Source organism: Streptomyces sp. NPDC087844 (assembly GCF_044742785.1).
In the GTDB taxonomy this organism is placed as follows: domain Bacteria; phylum Actinomycetota; class Actinomycetes; order Streptomycetales; family Streptomycetaceae; genus Streptomyces.
Genome location: NZ_JBIUVD010000006.1, coordinates 92,773 through 106,704, shown reverse-complemented (window position 1 = coordinate 106,704; position 13,932 = coordinate 92,773). Strand labels below are relative to the sequence as shown.

Here is a 13,932-nt window from a genome sequence, read left to right as displayed (position 1 = left end):
CGCGGGCACCGTCGCCCCACCAGCCCTCACCCACACACTGGGGGACTCATGGATCCGCACGGCCCCACAGCCCAGCGTTTCCCGCTCGTCGCCCGCTTCCGGCCCGCCTGCCTACCCCTGCCCAAGCGTGTGCGCAGCCTCGTCGAACTCGCCGACTCTGCTATGGAAAAGAGCGATCAAGGGCTCGCATCGGCCGTCTACAACCAGGCCGCGCTCATCGCCTCCGATCTTGACCTTCCCGATCACGCCCGCGAAATGTGCCACCAGCACGCCGCCGCCTACCTCCACGCCTGCCCCCTCCCCAGCATGAGCGCGATCCGGGGGTTGGAACCGGTCGTCAACCTGGCCCGCCTCCAGATCCGCGCCGGCCGCGCAGATGAGGGGCGTCAGCGACTACTCGACCTGTACAAGGCAGTCGAGACGGGCACAGCCGCCCGGTTCGAGGGCGTCAACGTATCCGCGGACCTCACTGCGACCGGCGAAGACCGCCAGGAGGTTCGCGCGTGGCTTAGGCGCGTACTCCTCGCCGACGGCACGCGCACCCTCACCACCGAGGGGCGATGGGCCGAGGCGCTGGCACACATCGAAGCCCACCATGGCATCGGAAAGCGGATGCTCGACGGTCGGCAGGTCGCCGTACTCACCGCCCTCGCTGCGGGTGACACCGCATGGGCCGCTGTCCTCCTTGCCGACACGATGCCTGGCGATGCGTGGGAGCAAGCCGTCACGGCATGTCTGGCCGTTCTCTGCCGCCGCGAGGTCGGACAGTCGATCGACGGCCACCAGGCGGACCTGGTGACGGCCTACTCCGAACGGAAGACCGAACCCGGGATGACCGTCTTCGACACCAGGCTCGGACTCACAGTCCTTGACGCGATCGGTTCCGCCGAGGCGCCTGCCGCGCACCGCATCGTCGAGGACCTCCACCGCAGGACGACAGACGCCGAAGACGGCTACGCGGCCCGCGAGAACTTGGCTCATCCTCTGTTCACCGGGATCGCCACGGACCGGCAAGTACAGGACTGCCGCACGCTGGTGCGCGCCTGCGCCCTCGGCGCAGGGATCCTCCCGGACGAACTGCGAGAAGAACTGACGGCGGCACTGCGCGCCAGCGACAGCGTGATCCGGGAAAGCCTCGCACGTTCCTCCGATCCCGGAGGAACGCAACCCCCGCGGTTCTGACGGTGTCTATCGGCGCTGTCGGTGCTGCTGTTCGGTAGGCGTCGTAGTCGCCGGTGGCAGCGAGGCCGCAGCCTGGCTCGTACCACGTGCCCGCGCCGCCTCCGAGAACACCGCTTCTGCGGCGGAGCCCGAGCTCGACGAAGCGGAGAAGCCCGACCCGGAGTCTGTGCCGGATGATGCCGATCCGTTGGGCGATATTCGGGAGATCAACTCCCCGTCCGCTTACTCACCGCTCACGCAAACGACCCCGGACGAGGAGTCCGAGGCCGAATAGGGCGCCTCCCTGGAGAGGAAACCCCAGGTCAGCGGCGTAATGCGCTGTGCCCCCGGCAGGATTCGAACCTGCGACACCCGCTTTAGGAGAGGGGCTATTCCAAGCGGGATACGCCCTGCTGAGACCCTGTCTCGTTGCACGTGCTGTGATCATTTAGGCGATATTTAGGCGATCAACTCCGTGGTGCCTTCCGGAGGTCGACCCGGCCCCACAGCGTGCTCAGTCCCACGTTACCCATCGCCCGCCAGAACGTCTCCTCCAACCCGTCCAGGCGCTCGGCGCGCATCGCCGGAGTCGGCTTCTGGTAGTGCCGTTTGATGCCCGGCCGCCGGTGCCCGGCCGCCTCGAACGCGAGCGGTTCCTTCACACCGATCTCCGACTGCAGCGTGTCGTGCAGTGCCCGCAGCGCCTGCATGTCCAGTCCCGGCAGGATCGGCTCCCACGCCGCCCGGTGACTCACCCCCTGCCGCTTCTTCCGTTCCTCACGCCCGTCGCAGGCAGGCCGGAATCCGCGCGACCAGTTGCCCCGCCGCCACGGCACACCCGACGGGGTGCAGAAGATCCGAGCGTGCGGCCAGTCGTCGAGGTGGTAGCGCAGCAGCAGCGCGAGGAACGGGGGCACGTCGACGTCGCGCGTCGAGCCGTCGTTCTTCGTCGGTTCGAGCTGGATCACGTACCCCTTCTTGTTCCCGTGCTCGTCCCGCTCCTGGTACTCGGCGTACTCCTCCGCGATGCGCAGGATCGGGCACACGAACTCGCCCGCCCCCCACGGCTGGCGCCGGATCAGCAGCGTGTTGTCTCGGTGCAGTCCGAGGCCCTCACCCCATCGCGGCCCGGCGAAGGCCGTTGTCAGGACGTGTACCCCGATCGCCGGGCCGAGCCGCTCGGCCAGGAGGACGGCGTCCTCCGGCCGGGCCCCGCCGTCGCGCCGGATCTTCGGAGCCTTCAGCTTCCCCGCGTCGCCAGACGTCTCCTTGGTGCGGCGCCGGCCGAAGAGCGGGTTCACCGTCACGTACCCGGCGTCCATGGCGCCGGTCATGATGGTCGACATCAGGCTCACGCAGTGCCCGCGGCTGACGTCCTCGACGCCCATCGTCTGCTGCCAGCTGTCCACATCGAACCAGCTGATCTTCCGCAGGGGTACGCCGTCCCACCGCGGCAGGATGTGGTTCTCCAGCTTGTCCCAGCGGGTACCGGTGGTCCGCCCCCGCTTCCGCCTCGACGCCATGAAGGTGCGCGCGAACTCGCCGAACGTGACGCCCTGCTTGGCCGGGTCGATCCACGTCCCCTCGCGGATCTCGCGCTCCTGCTCGTTCCCCCAGTCCTCGGCCAGCTTCTTCGTGGGGAACCCCGACTCGGACAGCCACGGCGGCTCGTGTCCGTCCGGAGCCCGGTACTTCACCCGCCACGTGAACTGCTTCGTCTTCACGCCGTTGCGGACCTTGTAGACCTTCGCTGCGAAAGCCATGCCTCCCCCTTCCTGCGGCCGGCCCGGCGCGGCTACACGCGGCTCTTGCCGTGGATCACGTAGCAGGCCGGCCTGCGCTCCCAGTACGGGGAACGCTCGCTCTGGTGACGCGTGAGGTGGCCCGCGGCCCGCTCGCTGATGAGATCGGCGCGCACCGTGTAGGCGATGTAGTCGGCGTGGTCGTCGACCGCCACCGCAGCGTCGTCCTTCATGATGGCCCGCCGCTCCATCGTTATGGGAATGCGCGGGCCAAGAGGCGTCCCTGCCGGGCGCGGGTGCCAGCGTCGTGCCTGGAGCGTGAACAGCTCCGCGAAGACCAGGCAGCCTTCGTCATTGATGTCGTCGTGGTGGAAGTGGAACAGACAGCCGGAGCCGTCTGAGTAGTCCTCAATCCAGGGCTCGAAATAGGCCTCACCCTGGGCGTGTCGCATCACATTGATCGTGAGCACAAAGGCCCCCGTTCCGCCGAGCGGTGGCCCCCTCTCGTGACGGTCTGTGCATGCAACCACACGTTCGGCTCTGAGTCACGTACCTCGCATGGAGCAATCAGGACTCTGCAACCTCATCGCTCTCACCGGCGAGACCCTGCAGCATTCTGCGGGGCTTGCGGTACCGGGCGGCGATGCGCTCCATCTCCTCCGGTGAGGCGTCCTTGCGTCCTTGCAGGATGACGATTACGTGGCCGTCGGCCTCATCCGGACCCAGCGGAATAACGCCAGCCTCAAGCGTCTTCGACGACCGCAGCTCATATTCAACCGCCGGCGGCAGCGGCAGCCTGCTCGTATCGGCAGACTGATCTTTCTCTGCCGTCTGCTCACCTCGGGCGATGCGCTCTGCCTGATCTGCCGTCATGCCGAGCAGCTCGGCGTATCTGCGCACGGTCTTGTTGACATTGATGAAGTCGCCGCTCTCGATGTTCTGGATGGTCGTGCGGCTCACTCCGAGGGCTTCCGCAGCGGCAGGCTGGGTGAGCCGAGGGCGTCGCGCTTCGCGTGCCACTTGAAGCCGGGAGCCCAGCTCCTTGGTTCCGTCATCCATGAGACCTCATCTTGGCACACCTTGTTGCATGCCAATAGCTCAGATCCGGCGCTTTGACCTGGGCACTATTCGGCGCTTTGCGCCCCGGCGGTTGCACCGACCCCCACGCGCTCCCGGCGCACCTCCAGGCAATGGATAGCGCTTGCCAAGAAAAAGGTAGGCAGACTGCTTGCTTTGCGTAGGGAAAGTGTGGTCACAATGTGGGTGTGAAGCCCAACGGATCCATGATCAGAGGCATTCGAGTTGGACGAGGGCTCAGCCTTCCTGAGCTCGAAGCCAAGACCGGCCTGAACCGCGGCTACCTCTCCCGGCTGGAGCGGGGCCACATCCAGGACGTCGGCTCTGAGCAGGTCCGCCGGGTCGCCAAGGCCCTTGAAGTGGATGAGGACCTTCTGACTGACACAGAGGAGTCGACGCCGTGACCGCTCAGGCCACGAAGAGGCGCCGGGCCCCCGCAAAGGCCCCCAAGGTGCCCAACCCCCGCACCGCACAAGGCAGTTCACCCGAGGCCGAATTCCGTCGGTGGACGCCCGACGAGGTCGCCGCCCTGAAGCTGCTGCCGTACACCGAGCGGATGATCCGCGAGAAGTGCTACCGCCGCGAGCTGCACTTCCACAAGGACGGCGGCCGGATCACCTTCACGGCCGAGGACTTGCGCCTGAACAACCAGCTCGGCGCGCAGGCGCCAGCCGCCTGATCCACCCCTGAACGCGCCGAAGGGCCGCTCTCAGCTTCCCGGCCCGAGCAGCCCCCGACCGGCGCCTCAACCCCTAGAGAAATCGAGGTCACCGTGTCTACGGAGACTACCGCCCACCCCAACGAGTCTTTGCTCGCCAAGGTCCGCGCCATCTTGGCGAAGGCTGAAGACCCCGGTTGCACCGAAGCCGAGGCTGAGGCATTCACCGCGAAAGCCACCGAGCTGATGGCCAAGTACGGCATCGAGCAGGCCATGCTGGCCAGCACCGGCGCCAGGGCCGACGCACCCGCCGACCGCATCGTGGCCATGACCGACCCCTGGGCGCGAGAGAAGCAGTCCCTGGTGTCCGGCATCGTGACGGCGCTGCGCGGCCAGGCCGTCCTGCGCTCCGGCCGGATGGGCCACCGCGTCCACATGTTCGGCTACGAGTCCGACCTTGAGCGGGCCGAGATGCTGTACACCTCGCTCCTGCTGCAGATGACCCACCAGCTCGCCCACGTCGAGGTCCCGTACTACGAGAACACGCGGGCCTACCGGCGGTCCTGGATCATCGGCTTCCGCAGCGAAGTAGTACGCCGCATCAAGGAGGCCGAGGCCCGCGCGGTCGCGGAAGCCACCAGGCCCGGACAGGAAGCCTCCGGCCCGAGCACGGCCCTGGTGCTGGCCGATCGCACGGCCGTCATCGAGCAGCGCATGACCGCCGAGTACGGGAAGTTGAAGGCGCGTCGCACTACCTTCCGCGGCTCCGGCTACCAGGCCGGGCAGGCGGCCGGCCGCTCGGCGAACATCGGGCAGACCGGCATCGCGGGCGGACGCCGCGCGCTGGGCGGTGCCTCATGAGCAGCTTCACCGCAACCTGGTTCCTGGAGAACGACGCCACCGCCACCGGGTCTAGCGCTCCGAACGCAGCACTGTACGTCCGGCCTGGCACCAGCTTCCGCGGCGCCGTCAGCTTCCAGATGGGGTCGGAGCTGTCCGCCGACGAGCAGCTGAAGATCGCAGACTCGATCCTGCGCGGCGTCCAGCAGTGGCGCGACCAGCTGGCGGAGGACGCTCAGCGTGGTCGTACCGCCGAGGAAGAACTGGCTGCAGCCCGTGAGGAGATCGCCCGCCTCAAGGCGGAGCGCGACGGCGGTGACGACGCATGAGGAACCCCGTCACCCCTGAAGACCGCCGCGACGCGATGAAGCTGGGCCCAGACTGGCAGGCCGGGCGCCATGAGCCGCGCGACCCCGAGGCCGAGATCACCACCCCCTCGCTCGACGAGATGGCCGCCGCTCCGGGCGCGACGCAGACGAAGTACCGCGTCACCTACGACCGAGTGGGCCGCCACGGCGGGCGCAATGGCAGCAAGGCGCCGGCCCCGCTCACGGTGTGGGCGGTCACCGCAGACGGCCTGGCCGAACACATCCACAAGGACATCCGCCCGTACCTGTTGTCGCGGGACAGCGAGGTCGTGGTGGACCTGGAGGCCATGCGCGGCCAGATCTACACCGGCTGCAACAACGGCGGCTCGTTCACGATCGAGGCGCTGCAGGTCGCCGAGGCCACCGAGGTGACGGCATGATGCGCCGCAACCGTGTCGACCACTTCGCCGTCGCCTCCGCCTGCCGCAAGCAGCCGGGCGTGTGGAGGCCGGTCGGTGAGTACAACTCCGGGATGAGCGCCGACGGGACGGTCGGCTCCATCTGCAAGGCCAGCACCGCGCGAGAAGCAAGCCGGTCGGCGTACAGTCCCGCCGGTTCCTTCGAGGCCCGCCGCGTACTGACCGAGTTCGGTGCTCGCGTCGAGGCCGGCTACATCGGGGTCCCGGTCGGCGTCGCGGATGCCGAGGTGACGGCATGAAGTGCGGCGAGCCGAACCCCGACAAGACGTATGCGGACTGCGACCGCGACCTGAAGCACAGCGGCGACCACGGCTACCTGCGTGACCGCTGGCCGCGCATCCAGCCGAACGAACCGGCCTGGGACGTACAGGAACTCATGGAAGACCAGACGCCCCGCACCGCGTGGGGTGTGATGGAGCGCAGTTTCCCGATCATCGTCACCGAGACGGTCACCCGCGTGCTGTGGGTGGACGCCGAGACAGAGGACCAGGCGCTCGCCTACTGGAGTGACGGCGGCGACTATCCGTCGCTGCAGAACACCGAGGTGCTGGACGGCTGCCTGGACTTCGAGCGGCCCGACCGGTACCAGCGACAGGCGGCGCTTCAGTCGAGGCACCACGGGTCGAAGATCGGCCCGCAGATCCTCTGCCCCGGATGCAACGCGCAGGCGTTCCGCCGCGAGTGGATCCACAACCCAATGCGCAAGTGCCACGGCCCGATCCAGTGGCGCGAAACGCGGTCCATGAAGCCTCAGTACCGGTGGCGCCGTGAGTTCCAGTCGACGCCCGTCGGCGGCGCCCCCGCGCAGGCGGAGGTGTCCGCATGAACACGAAGCGAGTTCAGACCGCGGCTGACGTCGTCCTGGCCGCACTCACCCAGAACCGCACGGCCGCCGGCATCGCCCTCGCACTGGAGTCAGCGGGCATGCTGGCGATGCAGTCCGCCCCGGACGACGTGCTCGCCAAGGTCCGCAACCAGGCCTGGCAGGAACTGCGACGGGACACCGGGACGAGCCGCCCGATGTGGCGGACGGTCATCACCGACAGCGAGTCCCCGACCGGCCTCGCCCCGGTGTGCACGGGAGAGCGCAGCGACGCCCTCCACATGATCGACGACTATCCGGGCGGCCCGCAGCGGGACGAGGACGGCGTCTACGACTGCTGCCCGTATCCGCAGATCGAGACCTACTCCGCGGTGTGGGCCGAATACCTGGCCGGGCTGCTGAACGCCGACGCCTCGGACGAACTGACCGGCGCCTACCTGGCGCGCTGGGAGGAAGAGCAGGACAACGCCCGCCTTCGGCTCGCCTGGCAGTCGGCCCGGGAGCGGGCGCAGGCATACGGCGAAGGCATCCTCCGGATCGTCGCCGACCGCGAGTCGTACCAGGACTGGCTGAAGCAGGAGCAGGCAGTCACCGAGCGGCTGCGGGCCCGGGTCGCCGAGCTGGAGGCCGCCGCCGAGAAGATCCGGCACCTCCACAAGGACTCTCCGATGGGCCCGTGCCCGGTGTGTGTCGACGCGGACGCGATGGCGCGGGGCGACGACTACACGGTGCCGTACCCGTGCCCGACGGCGCGGCTTGCCGGGGCGCAGGACTGCGACCCGTGCCACCCGTGCGGATGCCCGAAGCGCTTCAACCGGCACGCGGACGGCTGCCCCACGCTGCCCGATGCCCCGGACGCCGACGAGTGAGCGTCACCGAATGGCTGCTCTGGATGGCCTGCTGCTGGGCGGTGTTCCTGGGCTACGCCGCCAGCAACCTGCCGATCCTCCTCGGCCGGATGACCGCCCACCTGCGCCAACAGCACCTGCCGCACTGGGCACGCCACGGCCACACCCCGCCCAGCGACGAGGCCCCGCACCACGGCCGCCACGCACGGAAGGATCAGCCGTGAAGCTCCGCGTTCCCGGCCGCTCTGCGGTCTTGTCCCTCTGCAAGCACGGCTTCCCCGTGCAGCCTCCGTTGGGCTCGCTCGTCCACCCGGGCGACTGCACCTGCTGTGGCATCAGCTGGCCGGACCACCAGCTTGAGCTGGACCGGCAAGAGGTGCTGCTCCGCCTGGGAACCGCGCATGAAGGCGTCTGCAAACAGTGTGGGCAGAAGCGCATCGTCTTCCGCTACGTCCGCGAGCAGCAGCCGTGGGAGCAGGACGAGCCGCCCGTCATGTGGTTCTGCGCGCGGGACTGGAGCATCGCCCGCGAGAGCGAAGAGACCACCGGCTTCCTCGACTTCAACGACCTCTTCGACCGCGGCTCGGACGAGCAACTCGAAGCGGGCTTGCGAGGCACGCGGTGACGGTCGCACTGTTCCCGCCCACGACGCGCGGCACTGTGAGCCTGGACATCGAGGCGCTGGCCGAGGGCCCGCGGTTCGTCCGCACTCGCGGTATGAGCCGCTGGCACCGGCCCCGCTCCGGGAGTCGGTACCCGCAGGACCGAGTCGTCTACGGCGCGTGGTGCGGCTACGGCATCGGAGGCAGCGAAAGGACCGGAGCCTTCCTCGCTGCCGACGAGCCGCCCGCCGGTGAGCCCGTGTGCGCGACCTGCGAAGGGCGGGCCGCCGGAGCGGGGCAGGACAACAGCCCCACCGGCCGACTCCTCCTCTTCACGCCGCGCGACATCGCCCCGCCCAAGAACTGCCCCGCCTCCCGCTCCTGCCTGTACGAGGCACTGTCCGGCGGTCGCGTCGGACGCTGCCTCGCCTGCGGAGAGCTCCAGCCGCTGCGCGCCATGGGCGGTCCGTACAACCCCCGCTACTCGATCGTCCAGCACCAGGCCGGGGCCGCGCTCGTACCGCCGTGCCCCTTCCACCGCTGGCGCCAACTCACCACCGCCGAGGACGGACACGTCCTGTGTGCCTGTGGACGGGAGATCAACCAGTGACCCAGCAACTCCAGTTCCCCGAGCCCGTGCAGGGTGTCATCGACCCGGCCGCTGGCGAGCACGCCAAGGACAACGGCATGTCCCTCGCCCAGGCCAACACGACCGTCGAGTGGGCGGACACCTGCGCCGCCGCCATCGAGCTGATGGCCCGCCGCGGCACCGAGTTCCAGGCAGCCGACCTCATCGCCGAGGGCCTAGTCGACGAGCCCGACAGCCCGAACCGGTGGGGCCCCGCGTTCCGGGCCGCCGCCGCTGCGGGCGTCATTGAGGCGGCCGGCGTCGCGCAGTCCAAGCGGGCCACCGTCCACCGCTCCCTGTGCCGGACCTGGACGGGCACCGCGGAGTACCGCACCCGGAGGGCCGCATGATGCCCGCCGGGCCGGTCCCCGGAGAGCTGTACGTGGGGGCCGCGATCATCGGCGCCGCATATCTGGCCAGCCTTGCCGCGCTCCTGCTGTTCGCGGTCGTCGTCGCCTTCGTGCGGTGGCGGCGGGCCCGGCAGCACGACGTCGGCGCGGACGCACTGCGCCTCCTGCAGACCCTGGACCTGTCCCTGGACCGGTTGTCCACGGACAACCCGGAGCTGGCCGAGGGATTTGCCCGGCTGGACGCCGCCGTCCGCGAGGACCAGGAACGGGGGCAGCAGCTGTGACCCGCGACCTGTCCTGGATGGACGCCGCCCTGTGCGCGCAGACCGATCCCGATCTCTTCCACCCCGAGGGCAAGGGGTGCAGCTACCGCGACGCCCGCAGCGTGTGCGGCCGGTGCCCCGTCCGCCCGCAGTGCGAGGCCTACGCGCAGTCCCTTGAGGACGGCCTCGCTAAAGCCCACCGGCACGGCATCTGGGGTGCCGAACCTCCCAAGAAGCGCGCCAGGGCGTCGAAGCCCGCCGCCTGACCCAGCCCGATCCGAACCACCGAGAGAAGAACTCATGCCCTGGGTCCGCTTGGACGACCGGTTCCCGTCGAACCGCAAGGTCGACCTGCTGTCCGACCGAGCCTTCCGGCTGTACGTCTCGGCTCTCTGCTGGTCCGCCGAGAACCTCACCGAGGGCATGATCCTCGACCGCGAACTTCCCATCGTCGCCCGCGTGCGAGGTGTGAAGAAGGCCGCACTGGAGCTGGAAGAAGCCCGGCTGTGGGACCGCATCGACGGCGGCTGGGAGATCCACGACTACCAGATCTATCAGCGCGACCGTGAGCAGGTGCTGTCCGAGCGCGCCGCGAACGCCGCCCGGCAGAAGGCGTGGCGCGACCGGAAGCGTGCCGATAAGGAAGCCGCCGCACAGGGGGCGAGTAACGCCCCGAGTAACGGCGTTACGGACGACGCCGAGAACACCCCGGACGACACTTCGGCGACAGGAACGCGACACGACGACGACACGACGACGCGAGAAAAAGACGCTGAAGAACCGGTAGAGCCGCAGGTCACAGCGATTCGTAACGCCGTGAGTAACGGCACCCCGTCCCGTCCTAACCCTCCTTCTCCTTCAGAGAAGGAGAAGGAGGAGAGAAAGCTAGCTACGCGAGCGGGCTCCGACGAGCCTCCCCGCATCGGAGACAGGCCCCGAATCCCCGCCGCTTCACAGCCCCTTGTCGACGCTCTCAGCGCCGCCGGCCTGATCGGGGTCGGCTGGGACCTCCAGTCCGCCGAGTGGTTCCTCATTGAGGCGCTCATCCAGCGCTGCGGACTGCCCGCCCTGGTCGCCTCCGCGACAGCCAGCGCGCAGGGCGCACGCTCCCGGCCCCGCTCCGGCCGCTACTTCCTCCCCGGCTGGCGCTCCCTCCCGGACGCGCCCGCCCCCGGCACCGACCTCGCGACCGCCCAGCACGGCGGCGAGGTCGTGCCGCTCAACAAGTCCCGCCAGCAGCAAGCAACCGACGACCTCTTCGACCGTGCGATGGCCCGCGCCGAAGCCCGTATGCAGCAGGAGTCCTAATGAACCCGAAAGAGGCGGTCCTCCTCACCCGCTACGTCAAAGCCCTCTGCCCGCAGCAGCAGTTCGATGAGTACACGGCCGACGCCTGGCACGACGTCATGGGGAGCTACTCCCTGGTGGCCGCCCGCGCCGCCGCCGCTGCCGTCGCTCGCCGTCAGCCCTGGGTCAGCCCCGCCGAGATGATCGACGAGATCACCGCGCAGCGCTCCGACGCCGCCGCCGACATCCAGGGCCCCGGCCTGCCCGCCGAGATCCCCGACGCCGACCCCGACGACGTCCCCGCCTACCTCGCAGCGGTGAAGGAGCAGCGCACCCGGGCCGCCGACGGGCAGCTGCTCACGCGCCGCCCGGTCGCCGAGCTGATCGTCTCCGTGAAGGCCGCCCTGCCGACCGCAGACGGTGCCATTGCCACCGTCCGCCGACCGGGCCCGCTCGGCATCGCCTGCCCCCAGTGCAAGGCCGCCATCGGCTACGCCTGCAAGACGCCCGCCGTCGAAGGCCGTGCGCCCCGCGAGCGGGAGCCGCACGCCGCACGGAAGACCGCTGCCACCGGCGGGCCCGTCATCGACCGGGCCACCGCCCGCGCCGACGAGGAACAGCGCCGCGCGCAGTACCTCCGACAGCTGGAGCAGATGCAGGAGTCCGCCACGTGAAGCGCCGTGAACGCCCCGGCTGCGACGTGCCCACCCCGCCGCACACCCTGCGCCGCCCCCGCTTCTACCCGTGCGGCTGGCGCTGTGGACGACACACACCCGCCGCCATGGCCGGCAAGCCCGAGCCCGGCACCCAGCAGCCCAAGAAGGAGCAGCGATGAGTGTTCGCCCCGGGGCCCCGATGCCCGCCTCCCTGCGCCACGGCCTCCGCGCCCGAGCGCACCCCGCCCGCTCCGTTCCCTGCCCCCACGGGCCCTGCCATGCCCGCCCTCACCAGTCCTGCATCGTCCGCGTCAACGGACGCGTCCTTGAGAAGCCCCACGACTCCCGCGTCACCGCGTGGACCGTCCTCACCGCGTGCTGTCCGGACTGCCAGGTCGAGCCCGGCATTCCGTGCCACGACGACGGCCGTCCGCTCGCCGAGGTCCACCCCCGCCGCATCCAGGAAGCGAAGGACACCTCATCTGATGACGCCGCTTGAGCGCCTCCTCCTGGAGCAGATCCCCACCCGCCCGGAGCCCGGCGCCGCAATCCACAGGGTGTGGACACAGGCAGACCAAGACCAGCACTGGGCGGACCTGGCCGCCGCTGTTGGCACGCCAGACGCGAAGCGCCCCGTGCCAACCGCTGCGGTTGAGGACGACGCCATCGAGGCGGCAGCGTGACGGGCGTGGACCGTGCGACCAGAGAGGCCGTCACGTGCATGGCGTGCGGCCGTCTCCTGCGCGATCAGGAGTCCAGGCGGCTCCGTATCGGACCGCACTGCCTCAAGCGCCTGAAGGACGCGTCAGCGGCCCGGCTCGCCCGCGTCCGAACCGCAACCGCCGGCCCGCACCCGAAGGCCGTCCCCGCCCACAGGACCGCGCAACTCGTCCTCGAAATCTACGGCGACGACGAGGGCCAGGACGACGAGTACGGCCTGGGCCGGCACATCACCGACGTACCGACAGGAGCCCTCCTCTGATGACCACCACACCCGAACCGTTCGTCAAGGCCACCCGCTACGAGGTGTCGCTGCTCCCCGCCGACAACATCAACCGCTTCCCGTTCACGATCGACGTCGAGTACCGCGGCCACGGCCGGTGGGCCGCCGTCCGCCACCGCCAGTGCCTCAACGCCACAGGCGAATGGTCCTTCGAGTCGATCCCCTCTGAGCGTGAGGAGGAGTGGATGGCTACCCACCGCTTCGACCTCGACACCGCACTGCAGCTCGCCAAGCAGGCCGCCCCGCACCTGATCGTCAACGGCCGCACCGCCCTGGAGGTGTACCGCCGCAACCCGCCCAAGCACCTGGGCGGCGGGGCGAACGCGGAGGACTGCCCGGCCTGCCACGGCACCAACCCGCCGTACCCGTTCATCTGCCCCGGACCCGCCACCCCGCCTGCCGTCTGACCGCCCACCCCACCCAAGGAGCAACCCCATGACCGACCGCCTGCACGCCGTGACCATCGAGATCGACATCTGCGACCTGGAGACCTCGGGCGAGATCGACGAGATCCGCGACCGCATCGAGGACGCCGTCGCCGCGTGGAAGCCGACCGTCACCGTCACCCCCCGCGACTACCCCGCGGCGTGACCCGCCCGGTGATCCGGTTCCGCACGCCCCGCACGCCAACCACCAGGAGACACCCGTGACCGACCTCAGCCCCGCCTCGCAGAAGCTCCTACGGGAGATCGCCGAGCACGACCGCGGCGCCGGCGTCCTCTTCCAGCACGCCGCCCGCGCCCGGTACATCCACCCGCACACGCTCAGCGCCTACAACCTGCGCACGTTCTACCCGCTCACAGGCCGCGGGCTGGTCGACGACGGCGGCAGTGACCACACACCGGTCCGCGTCACGGAGGCCGGACGGAAACTGGCCGCCGAGCTGGCCGAGCAGCGCAAGGCGCAGCAGGCCGCGAAGAAGGCCCGCCCCGCACCGTCCTCAGAGGGCGCGACCGCACAGCGCCTGCTGCGGGAGATCGCCCAGCGCGACGGGTCGCTGATCTACGACGACGGGCTGCGCCGCGTCTGGCGGGTCGCCTCCCATGACGGGCACCGCGCGTCGATCGGGATCTGGGTGGCGCTGGAGAAGGCCGGCTACATCCACACCGAGCGGATGGGCAGCATCGGCGGGCAGCGCGTGTCCGTCACGGATGCCGGCCGTGCTCGTCTCGCGTGACCTTCCGCCCGCAAGACCGGCCGCCCCGCT

General features: G+C 69.8%; 26 protein-coding genes. 23 read left to right on the top strand and 3 right to left on the bottom strand.

Features of this window, described 5'->3' with window-relative positions:
* Window positions 1–48: 48 nt before the first annotated feature.
* Entirely contained in the window at window positions 49–1,182 is a 1,134-nt protein-coding gene (locus ACIOKD_RS14495) for a hypothetical protein (RefSeq protein ID WP_402082920.1), read from the top strand.
* A 446-nt stretch (window positions 1,183–1,628) separates the two neighbouring features.
* On the opposite strand, the gene ACIOKD_RS14490 is transcribed toward ACIOKD_RS14495, so the two are convergent.
* From ACIOKD_RS14490 to ACIOKD_RS14480, 3 genes are all read right to left on the bottom strand, one after another.
* The gene (locus ACIOKD_RS14490; protein ID WP_402082918.1) at window positions 1,629–2,924 is read right to left on the bottom strand and encodes a hypothetical protein; all 1,296 of its coding nucleotides are present in this window, start codon (window positions 2,922–2,924) and stop codon (window positions 1,629–1,631) included.
* A 32-nt stretch (window positions 2,925–2,956) separates the two neighbouring features.
* Window positions 2,957–3,355, bottom strand: coding sequence for a hypothetical protein (locus ACIOKD_RS14485; protein ID WP_402082916.1), 399 nt, complete (start codon window positions 3,353–3,355; stop codon window positions 2,957–2,959).
* A gap of 115 nt (window positions 3,356–3,470) precedes the next feature.
* Window positions 3,471–3,962, bottom strand: coding sequence for a helix-turn-helix transcriptional regulator (locus tag ACIOKD_RS14480; protein ID WP_402082914.1), 492 nt, complete (start codon window positions 3,960–3,962; stop codon window positions 3,471–3,473).
* Between the two features lie 206 nt (window positions 3,963–4,168).
* On the opposite strand from ACIOKD_RS14480, the gene ACIOKD_RS14475 reads away from it, so the two are divergent.
* The 22 genes from ACIOKD_RS14475 (at window position 4,169) to ACIOKD_RS14370 (ending at window position 13,902) form a co-directional block, all read left to right on the top strand.
* Window positions 4,169–4,384: a helix-turn-helix domain-containing protein gene (locus ACIOKD_RS14475; protein ID WP_402082911.1), complete on the top strand. Its 216-nt coding sequence runs from the start codon at window positions 4,169–4,171 to the stop codon at window positions 4,382–4,384.
* Complete coding sequence (locus ACIOKD_RS14470) at window positions 4,381–4,659, top strand: hypothetical protein (protein ID WP_402082908.1); 279 nt, start codon at window positions 4,381–4,383, stop codon at window positions 4,657–4,659. The genes ACIOKD_RS14475 and ACIOKD_RS14470 overlap by 4 nt, the downstream gene beginning before the upstream one ends.
* Window positions 4,660–4,752: 93 nt before the next feature.
* A complete protein-coding gene (locus ACIOKD_RS14465; protein WP_402082905.1) occupies window positions 4,753–5,499 on the top strand; it encodes a DUF2786 domain-containing protein in 747 nt (248 codons plus the stop codon).
* Window positions 5,496–5,807 (top strand): hypothetical protein, encoded by a 312-nt coding sequence (locus ACIOKD_RS14460; RefSeq protein ID WP_402082903.1) that lies wholly within the window; start codon window positions 5,496–5,498, stop codon window positions 5,805–5,807. The genes ACIOKD_RS14465 and ACIOKD_RS14460 overlap by 4 nt, the downstream gene beginning before the upstream one ends.
* Window positions 5,804–6,226, top strand: coding sequence for a hypothetical protein (locus ACIOKD_RS14455; protein ID WP_402082900.1), 423 nt, complete (start codon window positions 5,804–5,806; stop codon window positions 6,224–6,226). Before ACIOKD_RS14460 ends, ACIOKD_RS14455 begins: the two co-directional genes overlap by 4 nt.
* A complete protein-coding gene (locus ACIOKD_RS14450; protein WP_402082899.1) occupies window positions 6,223–6,504 on the top strand; it encodes a hypothetical protein in 282 nt (93 codons plus the stop codon). Before ACIOKD_RS14455 ends, ACIOKD_RS14450 begins: the two co-directional genes overlap by 4 nt.
* Window positions 6,501–7,091, top strand: coding sequence for a hypothetical protein (locus ACIOKD_RS14445; RefSeq protein WP_402082896.1), 591 nt, complete (start codon window positions 6,501–6,503; stop codon window positions 7,089–7,091). Before ACIOKD_RS14450 ends, ACIOKD_RS14445 begins: the two co-directional genes overlap by 4 nt.
* Window positions 7,088–7,957, top strand: a complete 870-nt coding sequence (locus ACIOKD_RS14440) for a hypothetical protein (protein WP_402082893.1) — start codon at window positions 7,088–7,090, stop codon at window positions 7,955–7,957. Before ACIOKD_RS14445 ends, ACIOKD_RS14440 begins: the two co-directional genes overlap by 4 nt.
* Window positions 7,954–8,160, top strand: coding sequence for a hypothetical protein (locus tag ACIOKD_RS14435; protein ID WP_402082891.1), 207 nt, complete (start codon window positions 7,954–7,956; stop codon window positions 8,158–8,160). Before ACIOKD_RS14440 ends, ACIOKD_RS14435 begins: the two co-directional genes overlap by 4 nt.
* A 56-nt stretch (window positions 8,161–8,216) precedes the next feature.
* Window positions 8,217–8,561, top strand: coding sequence for a hypothetical protein (locus ACIOKD_RS14430; protein ID WP_402082889.1), 345 nt, complete (start codon window positions 8,217–8,219; stop codon window positions 8,559–8,561).
* Window positions 8,558–9,148 (top strand): hypothetical protein, encoded by a 591-nt coding sequence (locus tag ACIOKD_RS14425; protein WP_402082886.1) that lies wholly within the window; start codon window positions 8,558–8,560, stop codon window positions 9,146–9,148. The genes ACIOKD_RS14430 and ACIOKD_RS14425 overlap by 4 nt, the downstream gene beginning before the upstream one ends.
* On the top strand, window positions 9,145–9,516 hold the full coding sequence (locus tag ACIOKD_RS14420; RefSeq protein WP_402082883.1) for a hypothetical protein: 372 nt from the start codon (window positions 9,145–9,147) through the stop codon (window positions 9,514–9,516). The genes ACIOKD_RS14425 and ACIOKD_RS14420 overlap by 4 nt, the downstream gene beginning before the upstream one ends.
* Entirely contained in the window at window positions 9,513–9,800 is a 288-nt protein-coding gene (locus tag ACIOKD_RS14415) for a hypothetical protein (RefSeq protein WP_402082881.1), read from the top strand. The genes ACIOKD_RS14420 and ACIOKD_RS14415 overlap by 4 nt, the downstream gene beginning before the upstream one ends.
* Complete coding sequence (locus ACIOKD_RS14410; RefSeq protein WP_402082879.1) at window positions 9,797–10,045, top strand: WhiB family transcriptional regulator; 249 nt, start codon at window positions 9,797–9,799, stop codon at window positions 10,043–10,045. Before ACIOKD_RS14415 ends, ACIOKD_RS14410 begins: the two co-directional genes overlap by 4 nt.
* 34 nt (window positions 10,046–10,079) lie before the next feature.
* Entirely contained in the window at window positions 10,080–11,087 is a 1,008-nt protein-coding gene (locus ACIOKD_RS14405; RefSeq protein ID WP_402082876.1) for a hypothetical protein, read from the top strand.
* Complete coding sequence (locus ACIOKD_RS14400; protein ID WP_402082874.1) at window positions 11,087–11,740, top strand: hypothetical protein; 654 nt, start codon at window positions 11,087–11,089, stop codon at window positions 11,738–11,740. The genes ACIOKD_RS14405 and ACIOKD_RS14400 overlap by 1 nt, the downstream gene beginning before the upstream one ends.
* Window positions 11,737–11,901: a hypothetical protein gene (locus ACIOKD_RS14395; protein WP_402082871.1), complete on the top strand. Its 165-nt coding sequence runs from the start codon at window positions 11,737–11,739 to the stop codon at window positions 11,899–11,901. The genes ACIOKD_RS14400 and ACIOKD_RS14395 overlap by 4 nt, the downstream gene beginning before the upstream one ends.
* Window positions 11,898–12,221 (top strand): hypothetical protein, encoded by a 324-nt coding sequence (locus ACIOKD_RS14390; RefSeq protein WP_402082868.1) that lies wholly within the window; start codon window positions 11,898–11,900, stop codon window positions 12,219–12,221. Before ACIOKD_RS14395 ends, ACIOKD_RS14390 begins: the two co-directional genes overlap by 4 nt.
* 189 nt (window positions 12,222–12,410) lie before the next feature.
* Window positions 12,411–12,704 (top strand): DUF6011 domain-containing protein, encoded by a 294-nt coding sequence (locus ACIOKD_RS14385; protein ID WP_402082866.1) that lies wholly within the window; start codon window positions 12,411–12,413, stop codon window positions 12,702–12,704.
* Window positions 12,704–13,132 (top strand): hypothetical protein, encoded by a 429-nt coding sequence (locus tag ACIOKD_RS14380; protein WP_402082863.1) that lies wholly within the window; start codon window positions 12,704–12,706, stop codon window positions 13,130–13,132. Before ACIOKD_RS14385 ends, ACIOKD_RS14380 begins: the two co-directional genes overlap by 1 nt.
* Window positions 13,133–13,160: 28 nt before the next feature.
* Window positions 13,161–13,316, top strand: a complete 156-nt coding sequence (locus ACIOKD_RS14375) for a hypothetical protein (RefSeq protein ID WP_402082860.1) — start codon at window positions 13,161–13,163, stop codon at window positions 13,314–13,316.
* Between the two features lie 55 nt (window positions 13,317–13,371).
* Window positions 13,372–13,902 (top strand): hypothetical protein, encoded by a 531-nt coding sequence (locus ACIOKD_RS14370; RefSeq protein WP_402082858.1) that lies wholly within the window; start codon window positions 13,372–13,374, stop codon window positions 13,900–13,902.
* Window positions 13,903–13,932: the final 30 nt, after the last annotated feature.